We start from the raw sequence: 16,153 nt of genomic DNA, 5'->3' as shown, positions 1-16,153 counted from the left end.
CGGCTTCCGCTTTGCTTATCGCTCCCCGCACCTTTGTAATTGCAGCTTGGGGCGCCGAACGCACTAAGGTCAGGAAACGCGAAGATTGAGCAGTGCGGGAGCGGAAATGATCATTGATTGCCACGGACATTATACGACCGTGCCCAAAACCCTTCACGCCTGGCGGCAAGCGCAACTGGCCGGCGAAAAGCCCAATGCTGCCGGCCCCGCGATAAGCGACGATGAACTTCGCGAAAGCATAGAGGGCGGTCAACTCAGGCAACAGCGTGAGCGCAATGCGGATATGACCATTTTCTCGCCGATTGCGGGGCAGATGGGGCACCATCTGGGCGATCTAGAGACCAGCATCGCCTGGTCCCGCGTCTGCAACGACATCATCGCGCGCGTTTGCGATATGTTTCCCGATAATTTCGTCGGCGTCTGCCAATTGCCCCAGTCGCCCGGTGCGTCGACCGAGGCGTGCGCTGATGAATTGAAGCGGTGCGTGGAGGAATTGGGATTTATTGGCTGCAATCTCAATCCTGATGCCTCCGGCGGGCATTGGACCGTGCCGCCACTGACGGACCCAAGCTATTACCCGATATATGAAGCGATGGCCGCGCTGGATGTGCCGGCAATGATCCATGTCAGCGGCTCCTGCGCGCCGGGCGTCCATCACACGGGTGCGCATTACATCAATGGCGATACGACCACGTTCATGCAGTTGATCCAGAACGATCTGTTCGCGGATTTCCCCCAATTGCGCCTCATCATCCCGCACGGCGGCGGCGCGGTGCCCTATCACTGGGGTCGTTATCGTGGGCTGGCGCTCGACATGGGGCGGGACGAACTCGAAGACGGTCTGCTCAAGAATGTCTATTTTGATACGTGCGTCTATCATCAGCCGGGGATCGACCTGCTGACCCATGTGATTCCGGCGAAGAACGTGCTGTTCGGCTCGGAGATGATCGGTGCCGTGAAGGGGATCGATCCGCGAACCGGTTTCAACTTCGATGATACCAAGCGTTATGTGGATAACGCCGCCTTTTTGAGCGACGCCGATCGCGCACAGATTTTCGAAGGCAATGCCAGGCGGGTGTTTCCGCATCTGAATGAAAAGCTGCGCGCGCGCGGCCTCTGAACGGAGATAAAGATGGATCTGGGTATCACGGGCCGCAAAGCCATCGTCTGTGCATCGTCAAAAGGGCTTGGCCTTGCTTGCGCCACATCGTTGGCGCGCGAAGGGGCGGTGGTGTTCATCAACGGCCGCGACGAATCGCGGCTTGCCGGGGCGGCCGAAACGATCAGGGCTCAGACGGGAGCTCAAGTCACGGCGGTGGTTGCCGATATCGACACCGAGGATGGCCGCGCAACCTTGCTCGCCGCCTGCCCCGAACCCGATATCCTGGTCAATAACAATGCCGGGCCGCCGCCGGGCAAGCTCGACGATTGGAGCTATGATGATTGGATGAAGGGAATCCATGCCAACATGCTGGCACCCATATTCCTCATCAAGGCGGTTGTGCCGGGTATGCGCGCCCGCAAATGGGGGCGAATTATCAACATCACATCCGCGATGGTGAAATCACCCAGCCCGACCATGGGGCTGTCCACCGCGGTTCGCACCGGATTGACTGCACTATCGAAGTCGCTCCAGCGCGATACGGTCGTCGATAATGTCACGATCAACAACCTGTTGCCCGAACGGTTCAACACGGATCGCCAGAAATTCATGGCGGAGCGTCAGGTGAAGCTCCGCGGCATCACCTTAGAGGAGGCTTATGCCGAGATCGCGGATACGATCGCGGCCAAGCGTCTGGGTGATCCCGCCGACTTCGGCGATGCGTGCGCCTATTTCTGCTCGGCTCAGGCGAGCTTCATTTCCGGTCAGAACCTGCAACTCGATGGCGGCAGCTATCGCGGCCTCGTCTAAGGATATCATTCCATGAAACTCATCAGCTTTGAACATAACGGTCGTGCGAGTTACGGTATAGCCCGGGCCGATGGCATCATCGATCTGGGCAAGCATCTTGGCAGTGAATTTCCCACGCTCAAAAAGCTGCTGGCTGCAGACGCGCTCGATCGTGCGGCCGCATTGGCCGATCAGGCCGCGGATGTTGCGTTCGATGCTATCAGCTATCTGCCCGTGATCCCCAATCCGATGCACTTATGGTGCCTCGCGCTCAACTATGTCGAGCATCACAAGGAGGTCGAGTCTGCCGGTCGGGTTCAGGAATTGCCCAAGAAACCGGCCTTGTTCCTGCGCGCCGCGGATTCCATGACCGGGCATCAGCAGCCGCTAAGGGCACCAGCCGCCTCCGAGCAGTTCGATTATGAAGGGGAGCTTGCCGTCATCATCGGCAAGGGGGGGCGCAATATCTCGGAAGCCGATGCCATGAGCCATGTCGCCGGCTTTGCCGTTTTCAATGACGGCAGCATCCGCGACTGGCAGTTTCATACCAAGCAGATCACGCCGGGGAAGAATTTCTACCAGACGGCGGCCCTCGGGCCACAGATGGTGACGGCTGACGAGATCGCCGATGTCGATAATCTCTCCGTCAAAACCTGGCTCAACGGCCAGTTGGTTCAGGACGGCAATACCCGTGACATGCTGTTCAAGATTCCCGCCTTCATCGCTTACGCTTCCATCGTGGCCCCGCTGGTGCCCGGCGACGTGCTGGCAACCGGAACGCCGAGCGGGGTTGGCTTCTCCCGCAAGCCGCCTTTGTGGATGAAGGCGGGTGATCGTTGCGAGATCGAGATCGAAGGCGTGGGACGGCTGTCGAACCCCGTGATGGCGGAGGGCTAAGGAGCCGCGCCGGCGCTAGGCGGCATCCACGTCCAGCGTCGGCGCGATCGACAGGGAGTGATCGAATAGCGCTCCGGCATCTAAGACCGCTCCACCGCCGACCATCTGAACCAGCGCCCAGATCACAGCCTGATTGCTCGCGATCACTGGCTTGCCAAAGCGGGCCTCCAGCGCTGCCACAGCTTCTGTCGCGCGGACGTTGGCGCAGGCGAGGAAGATCGCATCCGCATCCCTTATGTCGGTCGCTGCGATGATTTCGATGATTTCTTCCGGCGACATCTGCGCCGCCACTTTGGCGTCGGTGAAACCCAGGCCGCGCGAGCCCACCACTTCAAACCCTGAATCCCGCAGGAACGTCGCCTCATCCTGCGCGAACTCGGGTGCAAAGGGGCATATATGCACGATCTTGGTTGCCCCGACGGCGCGGAGGGCGGCGACCACGGCCAAAGCCGTCGTGGTTGCAGGCGCGCTGGTTGCGAGCGTGATGTCATCGGCCAGCTTTCTGGCACCCTCGGGGCCACCGGTGATGCTCGCGCCCGTGCAGTTGAAGGCGATCGCGTCCAGATCGGCATCGGCAAGCAAGGTGCACTGCTCGATCGCTTCACCCGCTGCCTCGACCAACGCCTCGCGTGTCACCTTCCCGGCCGTCTTGCGCAGCCGGAGGCGGGCGATGTGATAGCCGATGTCTGCTGGCAGAAACCTTCTCAGATCGTCTTCGACGATCGTATTCAGTGAAGGCACGACGATACCTATGCGACGGCTGGCCATAAATTATCTCCTTGCGAACCTGCTAATTGTCCCTGCGCCCAACACTAACAAGACTAAGGATGACGAACTAATAGGGGGCCCGCCTTTTCTTATCGAAGTGCACGCGTGTCATCGGATTATCTAGCGAGTGCAACGCCGAATAAGGAGAGCGGGCTTGCTCGTAATTGATTCTCAGGTTCACGTCTGGGATGGCGGAAAGCCACCCCATCATCATCGGCAATCGCCATATTCCGCCGAGGAGCTTCTCGCCGATATGGCGGTCGCCGGCGTGGACAAGGCTATTCTGGTGCCGCCCACATGGGATCCGCGCGGCAATGCGCCATCCCTGGAGGCTGCCCAGCGATATCCGGACCGCTTTGCCGTGATGGGTCTGCTGAGCCTGTCGCCGGAAATGACGCGGGACGAACTCCAGCGGTGGCGGGCTCAACCCGGAATGATCGGGGCACGGCTCAGCTTCAACCGCCCAGACACGCGCGCCATGTTGATCAGCGGAGCCGCCGACTGGTTTTGGGATGCGGCAGAAGCGGAGGATCTGCCGATCATGCTGCTCGTGCCGGGGCTTTTGCCCTTCGTGGCTGCGCTGGCCGCGCGTCATCCGAAGCTGCGGATCATCGTCGATCATCTCGCGGTGCCGCGCGGGGCCAAGGGTGCACAAGCATTCGAACATTTGCCCGAGTTGCTGGCGATGGCCCGGTTCGATAATGTCGCGGTGAAGGCCGCGGGTCTTCCAGGATATGCCGAGGGCGAACCCTATCCATTCCGCTCGCTTCACCCTTATGTCGCGCAGGTGCTATCGGCTTTCGGCGCTGATCGTGTCTTCTGGGGAACGGACCTTTCGCGCATGACGTGTTCGTATCGTGAATGCGTCACCATGCTCAGCGAGGATCTCGATCATCTCTCGCCCCAGAATCGCAATCTCGTTATGGGGGACGGGTTGAGCCGCTGGCTGCGGTGGGATGTCAACGGGATGGATGAGGTGAGCGCCTAGCGCGGAACGCCGGATTATGGGCCATTTGAGCGAATACGGCTCATACCCATATGCCGCACTGCATCATGCGAACGCCGTCATTGAACATAAGAAAAAGCTAAATACTCTCGCCAAGCATCTGGAAATGTGATCAGTCACAGCCGGAGAGGATATTTTTATGTTGGACGCGGTTCCTAGTCTGCGCCACCTGCAGGCGCTCGAGGCCGTTGCGCGGCTTAACAGCATCACGCGGGCGGCGGCTGAAATCCATCTTACGCAGCCTGCGGTCACCCAGACGATCGCCAAGCTGGAAGCCGGTGCGGGCGCACCTCTTTTCGAGCGACGCATAACGGGCACCTATCTCACCAAGGCCGGGCAATTGTATCTGGAGGCGACCGGTCGTCTGTTTCGTGGCATTGAGGATGCCTTGCGCCAGATTTCGCCGTGTGGCGATCATGCGGCAATGCTGCGGCGGATGGGCAAGATCACGCGGGCGCAAGTCCGGGCGCTGATCGCGATATCCAAGAGCCAGTCTCAGGCGCAGGCGGCAAACTTCCTTGGGATATCGCAAGCCTCTCTGCATCGCGCAGCACGCGATCTGGAATGCAATGTAGGCGCAACGCTGTATCATCGCGCCGCCACGGGGGTCATGACGACGGACGCCGGTGATCTGCTGGCCAGTCGCTTCCAGCTTGCGGCCCATGAAATTGACGAGATTTGCGACGAAATTCGCGCCGGCCAGGATGCCGTCCATCGTTGCGTGCGTTTCGGTGCGCTTATGCTCGATCCAGCCACCTTGCTCGGTTCGGTGATGGTGCAATTCACCCGTTGCCATCCCGATACGATCGTCCGGGCCGTCCATGCGCCCTTTGCGCATTTGCGCCACCAGCTTCGCGCCGGATCGCTCGATTTCATCGTCGGCGTGCTCAAGGCGCCCGCGGAAGATCTGGTGGATGTTCCCTTATTCTCGGATCCCTATGTAATCGTGGCGCGCCAAGGCCATCCCCTGACGCGCAAGAAGAAGATCGGCGTGGCCGACCTGCTGGAATATGATTGGGTGGTCGCCAATCAGGGCGCGCCCCGTCACGCCGCATTCAGCAGACTCTTTGCGTCGGTGGGGCGAGCGCCCACGACAACGATCGAAACCCACTCTCTCGCCACGATCCGAATGGCAGTAACGCAGAGCGATCGGCTCACGTTGCTCACACGGTCCGAGCTTCGGGCGGAAGAAGAGACCGGCCTTTTCGCCGCTCTGCCTTATCCATGCCTTGAATCCGTCCCCGTGATCGGCATTACGACGCGCCAGGGCTGGGTGCCCTGCGAGGAGAAGCAGGCATTTCTCGATCTTCTCCACGAACACGCACGGGCATTCCAGGACATAGAGGCAGACGAACTGGTGCGAATGAAGGCCGGAATCGCCCGCAAGCCTCGCGCGGTGCCGGGCAGATTGAGCCCTGCGGTTCGTGAACGTCGAAATCCGCAAAGCTTGCGTGCAGGCGTTCTTTGACGCGCTAACAAGCGCCGTTGAGCCGCGTCTAGCGGCGTTGAAATTCAGGGGCAGCATAGACCTGCCGTCCGCCTACGAATGTCGCGAGCGGGCGCGTGTCGCGAATCTGATCGTCTGATATCGTCATCAAATCTTGATTGAGGATCACGAAATCCGCCAGCATCCCCGGCGCGATCGCACCTCTCGTCTTTTCCTGAAACGCCGCCATGGCGGAATTCACGGTAAGAATACGCAGCGCCTCGTCGCGACCGATCTTTTCCAGCGGCGCAAAGGTGTTTCCACTCTTCATTTTGCGCGTGACATAAAAATAGAAGGGAATCATCGGGTTGTTCGGCTCCATCTCCGTGGCAGACGGGCCTTGGGTATCGCTGCCGCCGATGACGAGCAGACCATGGTCGAGAAATCCACGGATTGGATTGTAATGCGCCATCCGCTCGGCACCAAGGTTGGTGCCGGGCAGGGATTGATAGCCCGCATATTGCGTGGAAATGAGCAGATGGAGCTTTGCCATCCTAACCATCTGAGCCGGTGTCGATAGCGGCACATGTTCGAGATACCATCGCTTTTGCGCCAGGGCGCTTTCCCGATCTATCGTTTCATAGGCGGTGAGCGTGTCGTCGGTCGCTTGATCCGCCGTGGTCCCCAATGCCGCGTCGGAACTCACATGCGGCGCCGGCCGCCAGCCAAGGGTGGCGAGATCGCGGCCGAGTTTCGTAAATGCTTCCAGCGAAACGACTCCCGGTGTCCAAGGCTCCTCCCCCATGGAATCGAGGAAAAGCCAAGGATCGTCACGTTTCAACCGGGGGAGGCGCTTTAGGTGCCGCGCGCTATTGTCTGCGTCGGGGAATTCGACACCCAGAGAAATACGCAGGGTAAGCTTCCCTTGCCGGCGCATACGCTGCAACGATTGCACCCCTTCCGGCCAGACGGCGAGATCGCGGATATTGGTGATCCCCAGTGCATTGCGGCGCTTCATTTCGCGCATCACCATCGCGTCTTTCTGCGCTTCGGTAAGCTTGGGAAGCAGGGCATCGATCATCAATACGCTTTGCGGGTAATGCGGCGGTAGTCCGGTCGGCTCGCCATGGGCATCTACCGGCACTTTGGCGCCGGCAAATCTGGGATTGGTCTTGCTGACGCCGATCCGGCGCAGTGCAGCGCTGTTCAGAACACCGGCACCCCGTCTGAACCGGATGATCACGATGGGCACGCTGGACGAAATTTCGTCCAGTTGTGCGCGCGTGGGAAGCGTGGGAATGACCCATCCGGTCGTCGTGAAAATCACCTCTCCCTTTTTTGCTTTGGAAACTGCGAGCAAAAGGCGACGCTTCATCTCTTCAAAGCTGGTCACGCCCATCATGTCGACGCCGCGATGAAGATATTTGGCCGAATTCCACAGGTGATCGTGATTGTCCGATAGACCCGGAATGACCGTGGCCCCCCTAAGATCGACCAATTTGGTTTCCCGCCCTGCGAGCTTGCGAATATCATCGCTTGTGCCGGTGGCGACGAATGTATCGCCCCGGATCGCGAGCGCTTCCTGCGTGCTGAAAGCCCGGTCGACGGTCACAATTTTGCCATTGAAGTAGATCGAGTCGGGTGCCTGGGCCTGCGCCAGCCCGAAAAGCTGTGTCATTCCGACGAGCATCAAGATCGCTTTGAAATACCGCATTCGCTCTACCCCGATACTGCCGACAAATCATAGACATCGACGGGGTCGAAAAGGAAGGCAACCTGCCGCATTGTTATGATCAGGGCTGCATTTCTGATTGAGTGAGCAATCTCCGACGCCGCTAGAATCTCAAGGAGAGATTCAACGATCGGAGCAAAATGATGACGAGCATCCTGCTTGCGGGCACTTGGGACAGCCGCCCCAATACGGTGGGAACGCTGTATAGAAGCGAAGACGGGGGGGGTTTTGTGCCAGCCGAAGGCATTCCGCTCAACACCGGCGTCCAGTCGATCACGCCGCACCCGGCGCGACCCGGCACGCTCTATGCGGCGACGCATCATGGGTTATTCCGCTCGGTCGATAACGGCCTCAGCTTCGCAAAGCTCGCTGTTCCCACCCAGCCGGGCGAGCATTTCTGGTCGCTGGCCATTCATCCCGACAATCCGGATACGATGCTGGCCGGTTGCGGGCCGATTGGCGTTTACAAGACGATCGATGGTGGAGAAAGCTGGCGCAGGGTGGGCAGCAGGGAGGCGATGAACGAACGTCTGGACATGAGCAACGGCGCTTTCTTCAAGCATTCGCGCATCATGTCACTGGCCTATGATCCAAGCGATCCGACCAAAATATATGGGGCGGTCGAAACGAGCGGTTTCATCGTCAGCGACGATGGAGGCGAAACCTGGGAAGATCGCAGCGATGGCCTGATGCGGCTGGTCGATGAAGACCCGTCCCTCAGGAGCAAAATCAACGTCGCTGACGAATATGAAGGCATTCTCGACGCCCATGCGGTGCGCCTATCCCAAGACCGTCCCGGCGTTGTGTTTTATGCGTGCCGGATGGGGCTTTTTTCCACTGCCGACGCTGGCAGGAGCTGGCGGAATCACGACATTCGCCGGTTCGCAGACTTCAGTTACACGCGCGACATGCGCATTGCCGCCAACGACCCGCCCACGATGTACCTTGCGCTCAGCATCGCGTCGCGAAGTGATTCCGGTGCTCTTTATCGAAGCGACGATCTCGGCGAAAGCCTGCGCCGGGCGGACATGCCGGTGACAGCAACCTCCACGATCATGGGCATGGGGGCGAGCGTTACAAGCTCCGACAAGGTGGTTTATGTGACGCGCGGCGGGCAGGTTCATTGGAGCGAGGATGGCGCGGCGAGCTGGAGCGCGCTTCAGCTTCCTGCTGATGCCGGAGATGCCTATTGTGCGGCGATTATCTGACGGCGACGTCCTGAGACCGTCGATCGTGCATCCCGAAGGGCAATGGAGTGGTCATCGCGACCTCATCGCTGTAGGCGGGCAGTGTGCTTTTAGACGTTCAGGTAAATTATGGCCCGCAGACAATCGAAAAACGATCCTTACGGAGATTTGCAGGGCGCGGACGAAGCTCCGGCGATCGTGTCGTGCTGGCTTTGTGGCCGCCCTACCGGCAAGACCATTGTGTGGCATCATCCCATACCCAAGAGCCGGGGCGGGCGTGATGTCGTGCCAATGCACTCCATCTGCCAGCAAACGTTGATCGCCAATTTCACAAATTCCGAATTGCAGCGCCATGGGCTGGACGTAGCCAGTCTGCTGGAAAACCCCAATGTGCGAAAGTTCATTGATTGGGTGGCGAACAAGGCACCCGATTTCACCGCGACGATCGCCAAAAAGCAACGCTGATAAGGTTGCTTTTTTTCGAGCCACTCAGACGCCTGGCTCGGGATATCGGCCACGCGGTGAATGGCCCCGGCGTCGATGCCATCACCCTCGTGGTAAATGCCCAATTCCCCATATCACTTTCCAATTTCTTAATTCCGCCATGCGATTGCTATTCCATCATAAAATGATCGTATCGGAACAATTCATGCTAGCATCGATGCCAGAACCGGATGCCAACCGGCGCCGTTCGTTACGATGGCCTGCGCTGTTTCGGGCGCATTTGCGCGAACCCGCAAGCAAGGCCGCGATGGTCACAATGGCCGATCTTTCGCGCGAGGGGTTTCAGATCGAACACCATCGTCAATTCATTGCCGGGGCGAGCGTGTGGCTCAGACTTCCTGGCATCGAGGCGCTGGCAGCGCGGGCCATGTGGTCGAACGGACGAAGACTCGGTTGCAAATTCGATGCGCCGCTGCACCATGCGGTGCTGGAAAAGCTCATCACGCACGAGTCCCGCTAACGCGCGGTGCCTGGATATCAGTAGATCGGCCAGGTCCACAGAATCAAAGGCACGCCGGCGAGGATGACGAGCAGGCTGAGCGGCGCGCCCAGCCTGGCATAGTCGCCAAAGCGATAACCCCCCGGACCCATGACCAGCGTGTTGCACTGATGGCCGATGGGCGTCAGAAAATCGCAACCCGCGCCTACGGCGACCGCCATCAGAAAGGCCTCGGGCTTGAGCCCGATGTCATTCGCGAAAGTGGCGGCGATCGGCGCCATCACCAATACCGTGGCGGCGTTGTTCAGGAAGGGCGTCACCGCCATCGCGGCCACGAGAATGAGCATCACGGCACCCCAAGGGGGCAGGGACACCGCCGTCGCCGAAAGCCAGTTGGCGATGAGATCGGTGCCGCCCGTGGTCTGCAGCGCCTCGCTGACGGGAATCAGCGCACCGAGCATGATCAGGATCGGCCATTCGATATGCTCATAGGCTTCGCGCACCGGCAGCGCGCCCGTGAGCATGACCAGCGCCGCAGCCCCGAAAAACGCGACCGCGACTGGGACCAATTCAAAAGCGGTCAGCGCCATCGCGATCGCCAGGATGGCAATGGGCAGGATGCGCTTCTGGACGCTGCCGAGCTTCAGTTTGCGTTCGGCAAGCGGCAGGCATCCCAATTCGCGAAGCTGGCCGGGCAGCGCACCAAGCGGCCCCTGCAGCAGCATGATATCCCCGGCGCGCAATTTCGTCTCGCTCATCCCGCGCGTCAGCCTTTGGCCGGAGCGGGACAGCGCGATCAGATTTACGCCATAGCGTTCGTGCAGCAGGATTTTCGCCGCGGCCTTGCCCACCAGGACGGAATCCGATGTCACCACCGCTTCGATTACGCCGATGCTGTCGCTGTCACTATCGGTGATCGTGGCGCGGTCCTGGCCTTCCAGTTCAAGATTGGCCGAAGCGATCGTGCGTTCAAGCGCTTCGGGTTCGCCCTTCAGGATAACGACATCGCCCGCGCGCAACACCAGCCGGTTTGAAGGACGGGGATTGAGTTTCCCATTGCGGACAAGCCCGGTCAATTCGACATGATCGAACGTCTTGCGGAGCGCGGCGATACTATTGTGTGCCACCGACGACATCTCCGTGACGCGGGCCTCGGTCGTATAATCGCTGATATCGAGCGCCTCGCCCATGGTGGGGGCCGCACGGCGATCGCGCGGGAGCAGCCGATAGCCGAAGCGCAAAAAGAGGATGCCCATGATCGCCAGGCTCAGCCCGACGGGCGCATAATCGAACATGCCGAAAGGTTCGCCGGTCATATCCTCGCGCACGCGGGATACGATGATGTTGGGCGATGTGCCGATCAGCGTGATCAGCCCGCCGAGAAGCGATCCGAAAGCCATAGGCATCAGAAAAACCGAAGGCGACGCATCCGATTTCTTCGCCATCTTGAAAGCAGATGGCATCAGGATCGCGAGCGCACCGATATTCTTGACGAGAGCCGAGAGGAAGGTGACGGAGGTGACCAATACGGTCAATTGCCAGCGGATCCGCGTGACGCCCATGGTGAGGCGTTCAAGCCCGCTTTCGATGATCCCTGAGCGCGCGACCGCCGCGCTTACGACAAGCGCGCTGGCCACGATGATCACGATGTCATCGCTGAACCCGGAAAATGCGTTCTTTGACGATACGGTGCCCGCTGCGATCGAAGCCAGCAAAGCGAGGATCGCGACGAGATCGTAACGCAGCCGACCCCAGATGAAGAGGAGCATCATGCCGCCAAGAATGCCGAAGGCGAGCATTTGGGGCAGGGTCATCAAATCTCCATGGTGGTACGAGCCGGACGGTCGCTGAAAAGCCAACGCATAAACCGGCCTTTCGTCGCATCCCCGCAATGCGCCCCTTGCGCCCCGGCGCCTAACCCTTGATCATCCGCATCGCAGTGGGAGCTATTCATGCCGATTGAAACCATAATCCTCAAGCCATCCGCCAGCACTCCAATGGTGCGCTAGATGCTGGATAGGCGAAGCGCGCTTCAGGGCTTTGGCGCATTGGCAGCCGCGCTGGCCTTGCCCCAGCAGATGACATCCGCCCAAACCACAGGGCGCAAGCCGCCCCGGCTGCGCACGGGCGATACGGTCGGCCTGATCGCCCCCGCGGGGATTACGGAAGACGCGTTCGATCTTGAGATCATCGGGGAAACCATCACGGCGATGGGCCTCGTCCCCAAAATGGCACCACATCTTTTGTCGCGTCACGGTTATCTGGCGGGCAAGGATGAAGAGCGCGCTGCGGACGTCAACGCAATGTATGCGGACAATGATGTCCGCGCGGTTTTTGCGGTGCGCGGGGGCTGGGGGTGCGCGCGGATCCTCCCTTATCTGAATTTCGATCTGATCCGCGCCCATCCCAAGCTGCTGACCGGGTTCAGCGACATCACCGCACTGCATCTGGCCTTCGCCGCGCGCGCGGGCTTCACCACCATCCATGGTCCCAATGCCGGAAGCGCCTGGGGCGATCTATCGTGGAAGGCTTTTCACAGCCTGGCCTTCGAAGGCGGGACGCCGCTCTATCGCAATCCGGAAACCGCGGATGACCGGCTCGTCCAGAATAAATGGCGCACACAGGTGATCCGGCCGGGCAAGGCGTCGGGCCGGATGCTGGGGGGCAATCTCACCGTGCTTTCCGCGTTGATGGGCACGCCCTATCTGCCCGATTTCGATGGCGCGATCCTGTTTCTGGAGGATGTGGGCGAGGCTCCCTATCGTATCGATCGGATGCTGACGCAATTGGCGTCGGGTGGTGTGCTCGGCCGTGTTGCCGGGGTGGTATTCGGCCAGTGCACTGAATGCACGGCGTCCGGCACTTCTTATGGCGCCTTCACGCTCTCTGAAGTGCTCGACCATCATCTGAAACCGCTTGGCGTGCCCGTTTTTCAAGGCGCGTTTTTTGGGCATATCGCGAACCAGTTCAGCCTACCGGTGGGCATCCGGGCGGAAATCGATGCTGCGATGGGGACGATCCGGATCCTCGAATCTGCTGTGGCCTGAGCATCGCGCGCTGCCATATTGTTCGCCTGATGAGCAGATCGCCATTGCATCACCCTATCCTGCGTGGTTGCTGGAAAATGATCGGACGCACGGCCATCCTTGGTGGTGTGATGCGCGAAGACGCCGGGAGAGCGATTCGAGACCCCTTACTCTCCCGATGGAGCTGAATTCATGACCAAGGCAGCGCACCTCCCTACCAGCGTCATGCTGCGCTACGGGATCGGACAAACGGGCGCGCAGGTTTTTCGCGATACGCCGGCAGCGCTCATTCCATTGTTCATGACCACGATGCTCGGCGTGCCGGCCTGGATCGCCGGGCTGGCCGTCCTGCTGCCCAAGCTCTGGGTGATCATCTGCGATCCGCTGATGGGATCCCTGTCCGATCGATGGAATGCGCGGATCGGGCGTGCGCCCTTTCTGCTGATCGGGGCGATATTGACCAGTGTCAGCTTCACGCTGCTCTTTTGGTTTTCGGAATTTTCCTCCCCGATGATCGGGGCGGCGGCGGTGTGCCTGTTGTTTCTCTTGGCTTCCACGGCGTTCAGCGCCTATTCGGTGCCCTATCTGGCGATCGCATCGGAGCTTTCGCCCGATCCCCATGAGCGCACGAAGATCCTGGCGTATCGCATGATCTTCACCATCGTGGGCGTGCTCATCGGGGTCGGGCTGGCCCAGCCGGTGATCTTCCATTTCGGCGGCGGCGCGCATGGGTGGCGGATCATGGCGCTCGGTTTCGGCCTGATCTGTTTGCTGACGATGCTTGTTCCCGCGCTGAGCCTGGGGAAACCTTCGATAGGCGTCGCGGTCGAGGCCCCCGGCATTGCCGCGCAGCTTCGCATGGCGTGGCGCGCCAAGCCCTATGTCACGATCACCAGCGTGAATTTCCTGCTCTCCGTGGCGCAGGCGGTGAGTTATACGGTGATCGGGTTCGTGTTCATCTACGCGATCGGCAATGTGAACATGATCCTGCCCTTCGTGGTCACGATGTCGCTTGGCAGCATGATCTCTCAACCCATCTGGCTGCTGCTTTCCCGCAAATATGGCAAGACGCCTTGCTTCATCGGCGCGACCGTCGCCTGGTGCCTGCTGACGCTGACCTGGCTCATGGTCCATCCGGGTGGTCCGGTTCTGGTCCATCTGCCTTTATGGGGCGCGCTCAGTGTCCAGGAGGCAGGTGTGCTGTTGCGCGGCTTCATTATCGGACTCACCAATGCCGGCTTTATCCTGCTGATCCTGTCGATGATGACGGATACGATCGATCAGGAGCGGCGATTGACCGGTCAGGCGAATGAAGGCGTATTTTCCGGCATCTTCTCAGCGACGGAAAAGCTGTCCTTTGCCATCGGTCCGTTGATCGCCGGATTCGTGCTGAGCACGGCCGGCTTCCAATCCTCCACGCACGGCGTGATTGCCCAGAGCCAAGGGGCCGTCACCGGCATCTTGCTGCTCTATTCGGTTATTCCCGCCGGCATTGCGATGCTCGCGGTCATCGTATTCACCCGCTATCCCGCCATCTTGCGGCGGCGGGAGGAGATGGTTTGAATGGTCTGCGCGGTCAGATCACCGCGCAAACCGTTTTCCAGTCGAGATAATTGTCGAGCGCAGCGATGCCGCTGTCACGGCCATAGCCCGATTGCTTGACGCCGCCGATCGGCAGGCTGGGATCGAACATCGAGTGGCAATTGATCCAGACGGTGCCGGCCTGGATTTCCCTGGAAAGGCGGTGTGCCGCGGACAAGGATTCGGTCCAGATGCTGGCGGCGAGACCGAACACGCTGTCATTGGCGGCGGCCACCACGTCGCCGAGATCGTCATAACGCTGCACCACCAGCACCGGCCCGAACACTTCTTCGCGCACGATGGTCATGTCTGGATCGACATTGGCGACGACGGTCGGGCTGATGAACGTGCCCGCAGCGCCCAGGCGCTTACCTCCGGTCATGATCGATGCGCCTGCCGATTGCGCGTCGTTGACGAAGCCGGCAACGCGTTCGGCCTGACGCGCCGATACCATCGGCCCCATATGCGTGCCGGGATTGAGGCCATGGCCGAGCTGGAGGGCGGCGGCCTGCGCCGTGAGGCCTTCGATCACGCGATCATAGACCGATGAGTGCACATAGGCGCGCGACCCGGCGACGCATACCTGCCCGCCATTGAAGAAAATGGCGTTCGCCGCGCCCGGGATGGCGAGATCGAGATCGGCATCCGGCAGGATGATCACCGGCGATTTCCCGCCAAGCTCCAGCGTGACACGCTTCAGATTGCCCTTTGACGCGTCGACGATCGCCCGACCGGTGGTGGTCGATCCCGTAAACGCCACCTTGTCGACGCCGGGATGAGCGGCCAAAGCCGCGCCCGAGATCGCGCCACGCCCGGTGACGATGTTGATGACACCGGCGGGAACCCCCGCCTCCATCATCAATTCGCCCAGTCGCAATGCCGTGACCGAAGTGTCCTCGGCCGGCTTCAGCACCACGGTGCAGCCCGCGGCCAATGCCGGTGCCAGCTTCATGGCCGTGAGCACCAGCGGCGAATTCCAGGGCACGATTGCGGCGACGACACCGACCGGCTCGCGCAATGTCCATGCCGCCATCTGTTTGCCCTGCGGCTGATAGGTGATGGATGGGGTGATGGTGCGGCCCTCGATCGCCGTCGCCTGACCGGCGAAGAAGCGAAACTGGCCCGCAGCGCCGGGGATTTCTGCCCAGCGGCCGACATGGAGCGGCTTGCCCTGATCAAGCGTCTCAAGTTCTGCAAGCTCGTCGATATTGGCGTCGATCAGATCGGCGATCCGCCACAGGATACGGGCGCGTTCGGCGGGCGGCGTCGCGGCCCAGCCCGGAAAAGCCGCACGGGCAGCGGAGACGGCACTGTCGACATCCTGGGCACTGGCGTCGGGAATGATCGCGATCGTCTTGCCGGTGGCCGGGTCGATCGACGGCAGCGATGATGCTGCCTCCCGCCATACGCCGCCGATCAGCATCGCACATTGTACGGGCACGTCCATCATGGCCAGCGCCCGCGCGCTCTTTGGGGCAACAATTTCCAGCAAATCCGACATCTCTTACTCCCGATACGACCATGCAACGATAAGCCGCGTCGCGATGACAGCCAGCATAAATGGCGAAAGATATCCGCACGATGAGCAATCCATGAGAAGCGGCGCGCGTTCCGCGCGGCTGACCCTAAACATATCCGTCGAACGAAGGTGCGCTGTTAAGTCATCGCCCCTCGTCTCGAACAGGGATTTGTGACG

The 16,153-nt window shown here is 60.5% G+C and carries 14 protein-coding genes; 10 read left to right on the top strand and 4 right to left on the bottom strand.

Annotation, left to right across the window (positions count from 1 at the left end; all coding sequences use genetic code 11):
• Positions 1–106: 106 nt before the first annotated feature.
• Genes FHS49_RS18700 through FHS49_RS18690 form a run of 3 tightly spaced genes read left to right on the top strand, consistent with a single transcriptional unit; the run spans position 107 to position 2,788 of the window.
• Positions 107–1,120 (top strand): amidohydrolase family protein, encoded by a 1,014-nt coding sequence (locus FHS49_RS18700; RefSeq protein WP_184021951.1) that lies wholly within the window; start codon positions 107–109, stop codon positions 1,118–1,120.
• Between the two features lie 12 nt (positions 1,121–1,132).
• Positions 1,133–1,912, top strand: coding sequence for an SDR family oxidoreductase (locus FHS49_RS18695; protein ID WP_184021948.1), 780 nt, complete (start codon positions 1,133–1,135; stop codon positions 1,910–1,912).
• A 12-nt stretch (positions 1,913–1,924) separates the two neighbouring features.
• On the top strand, positions 1,925–2,788 hold the full coding sequence (locus FHS49_RS18690; protein WP_184021944.1) for a fumarylacetoacetate hydrolase family protein: 864 nt from the start codon (positions 1,925–1,927) through the stop codon (positions 2,786–2,788).
• 15 nt (positions 2,789–2,803) lie between these two features.
• Here the strand turns inward: FHS49_RS18690 and FHS49_RS18685 are convergent, their stop codons facing one another.
• Positions 2,804–3,556: a maleate cis-trans isomerase family protein gene (locus tag FHS49_RS18685; RefSeq protein WP_184021941.1), complete on the bottom strand. Its 753-nt coding sequence runs from the start codon at positions 3,554–3,556 to the stop codon at positions 2,804–2,806.
• 154 nt (positions 3,557–3,710) lie between these two features.
• On the opposite strand from FHS49_RS18685, the gene FHS49_RS18680 reads away from it, so the two are divergent.
• Both FHS49_RS18680 and FHS49_RS18675 read left to right on the top strand, forming a co-directional pair.
• A complete protein-coding gene (locus FHS49_RS18680) occupies positions 3,711–4,544 on the top strand; it encodes an amidohydrolase family protein (RefSeq protein ID WP_184021938.1) in 834 nt (277 codons plus the stop codon).
• Between the two features lie 157 nt (positions 4,545–4,701).
• On the top strand, positions 4,702–6,030 hold the full coding sequence (locus tag FHS49_RS18675) for a LysR family transcriptional regulator (RefSeq protein ID WP_184021934.1): 1,329 nt from the start codon (positions 4,702–4,704) through the stop codon (positions 6,028–6,030).
• A gap of 28 nt (positions 6,031–6,058) precedes the next feature.
• Here the strand turns inward: FHS49_RS18675 and FHS49_RS18670 are convergent, their stop codons facing one another.
• Complete coding sequence (locus FHS49_RS18670) at positions 6,059–7,666, bottom strand: amidohydrolase (protein ID WP_184021931.1); 1,608 nt, start codon at positions 7,664–7,666, stop codon at positions 6,059–6,061.
• Positions 7,667–7,860: 194 nt separating this feature from the next.
• Between FHS49_RS18670 and FHS49_RS18665 the strand changes: the two genes are divergently transcribed.
• From FHS49_RS18665 to FHS49_RS19930, 3 genes are all read left to right on the top strand, one after another.
• Positions 7,861–8,928 carry a WD40/YVTN/BNR-like repeat-containing protein gene (locus tag FHS49_RS18665; protein ID WP_184021928.1) on the top strand — a complete coding sequence of 356 codons (1,068 nt, stop codon included), beginning with the start codon at positions 7,861–7,863 and terminating at the stop codon, positions 8,926–8,928.
• Between the two features lie 108 nt (positions 8,929–9,036).
• Positions 9,037–9,372, top strand: a complete 336-nt coding sequence (locus FHS49_RS18660) for a hypothetical protein (RefSeq protein WP_184021925.1) — start codon at positions 9,037–9,039, stop codon at positions 9,370–9,372.
• Entirely contained in the window at positions 9,296–9,871 is a 576-nt protein-coding gene (locus tag FHS49_RS19930) for a PilZ domain-containing protein (RefSeq protein ID WP_343053028.1), read from the top strand. Before FHS49_RS18660 ends, FHS49_RS19930 begins: the two co-directional genes overlap by 77 nt.
• 17 nt (positions 9,872–9,888) lie before the next feature.
• Here the strand turns inward: FHS49_RS19930 and FHS49_RS18650 are convergent, their stop codons facing one another.
• Positions 9,889–11,664 (bottom strand): SLC13 family permease, encoded by a 1,776-nt coding sequence (locus FHS49_RS18650; RefSeq protein ID WP_184021919.1) that lies wholly within the window; start codon positions 11,662–11,664, stop codon positions 9,889–9,891.
• Positions 11,665–11,859: 195 nt separating this feature from the next.
• Between FHS49_RS18650 and FHS49_RS18645 the strand changes: the two genes are divergently transcribed.
• The gene (locus FHS49_RS18645; RefSeq protein ID WP_184021916.1) at positions 11,860–12,897 is read left to right on the top strand and encodes a S66 peptidase family protein; all 1,038 of its coding nucleotides are present in this window, start codon (positions 11,860–11,862) and stop codon (positions 12,895–12,897) included.
• Between the two features lie 171 nt (positions 12,898–13,068).
• Positions 13,069–14,439: an MFS transporter gene (locus FHS49_RS18640; RefSeq protein WP_184021913.1), complete on the top strand. Its 1,371-nt coding sequence runs from the start codon at positions 13,069–13,071 to the stop codon at positions 14,437–14,439.
• A gap of 13 nt (positions 14,440–14,452) precedes the next feature.
• Here the strand turns inward: FHS49_RS18640 and FHS49_RS18635 are convergent, their stop codons facing one another.
• Positions 14,453–15,958, bottom strand: coding sequence for an aldehyde dehydrogenase family protein (locus FHS49_RS18635; RefSeq protein WP_184021909.1), 1,506 nt, complete (start codon positions 15,956–15,958; stop codon positions 14,453–14,455).
• Positions 15,959–16,153 lie beyond the last annotated feature (195 nt).

The sequence above is a fragment of the Sphingobium boeckii genome (genome assembly GCF_014199215.1).
Taxonomy (GTDB): Bacteria; Pseudomonadota; Alphaproteobacteria; order Sphingomonadales; family Sphingomonadaceae; genus Sphingobium_A; species Sphingobium_A boeckii.
Note: the sequence above shows the minus strand (reverse complement) of the source record. Positions and strands in the feature narration are given on the sequence as shown.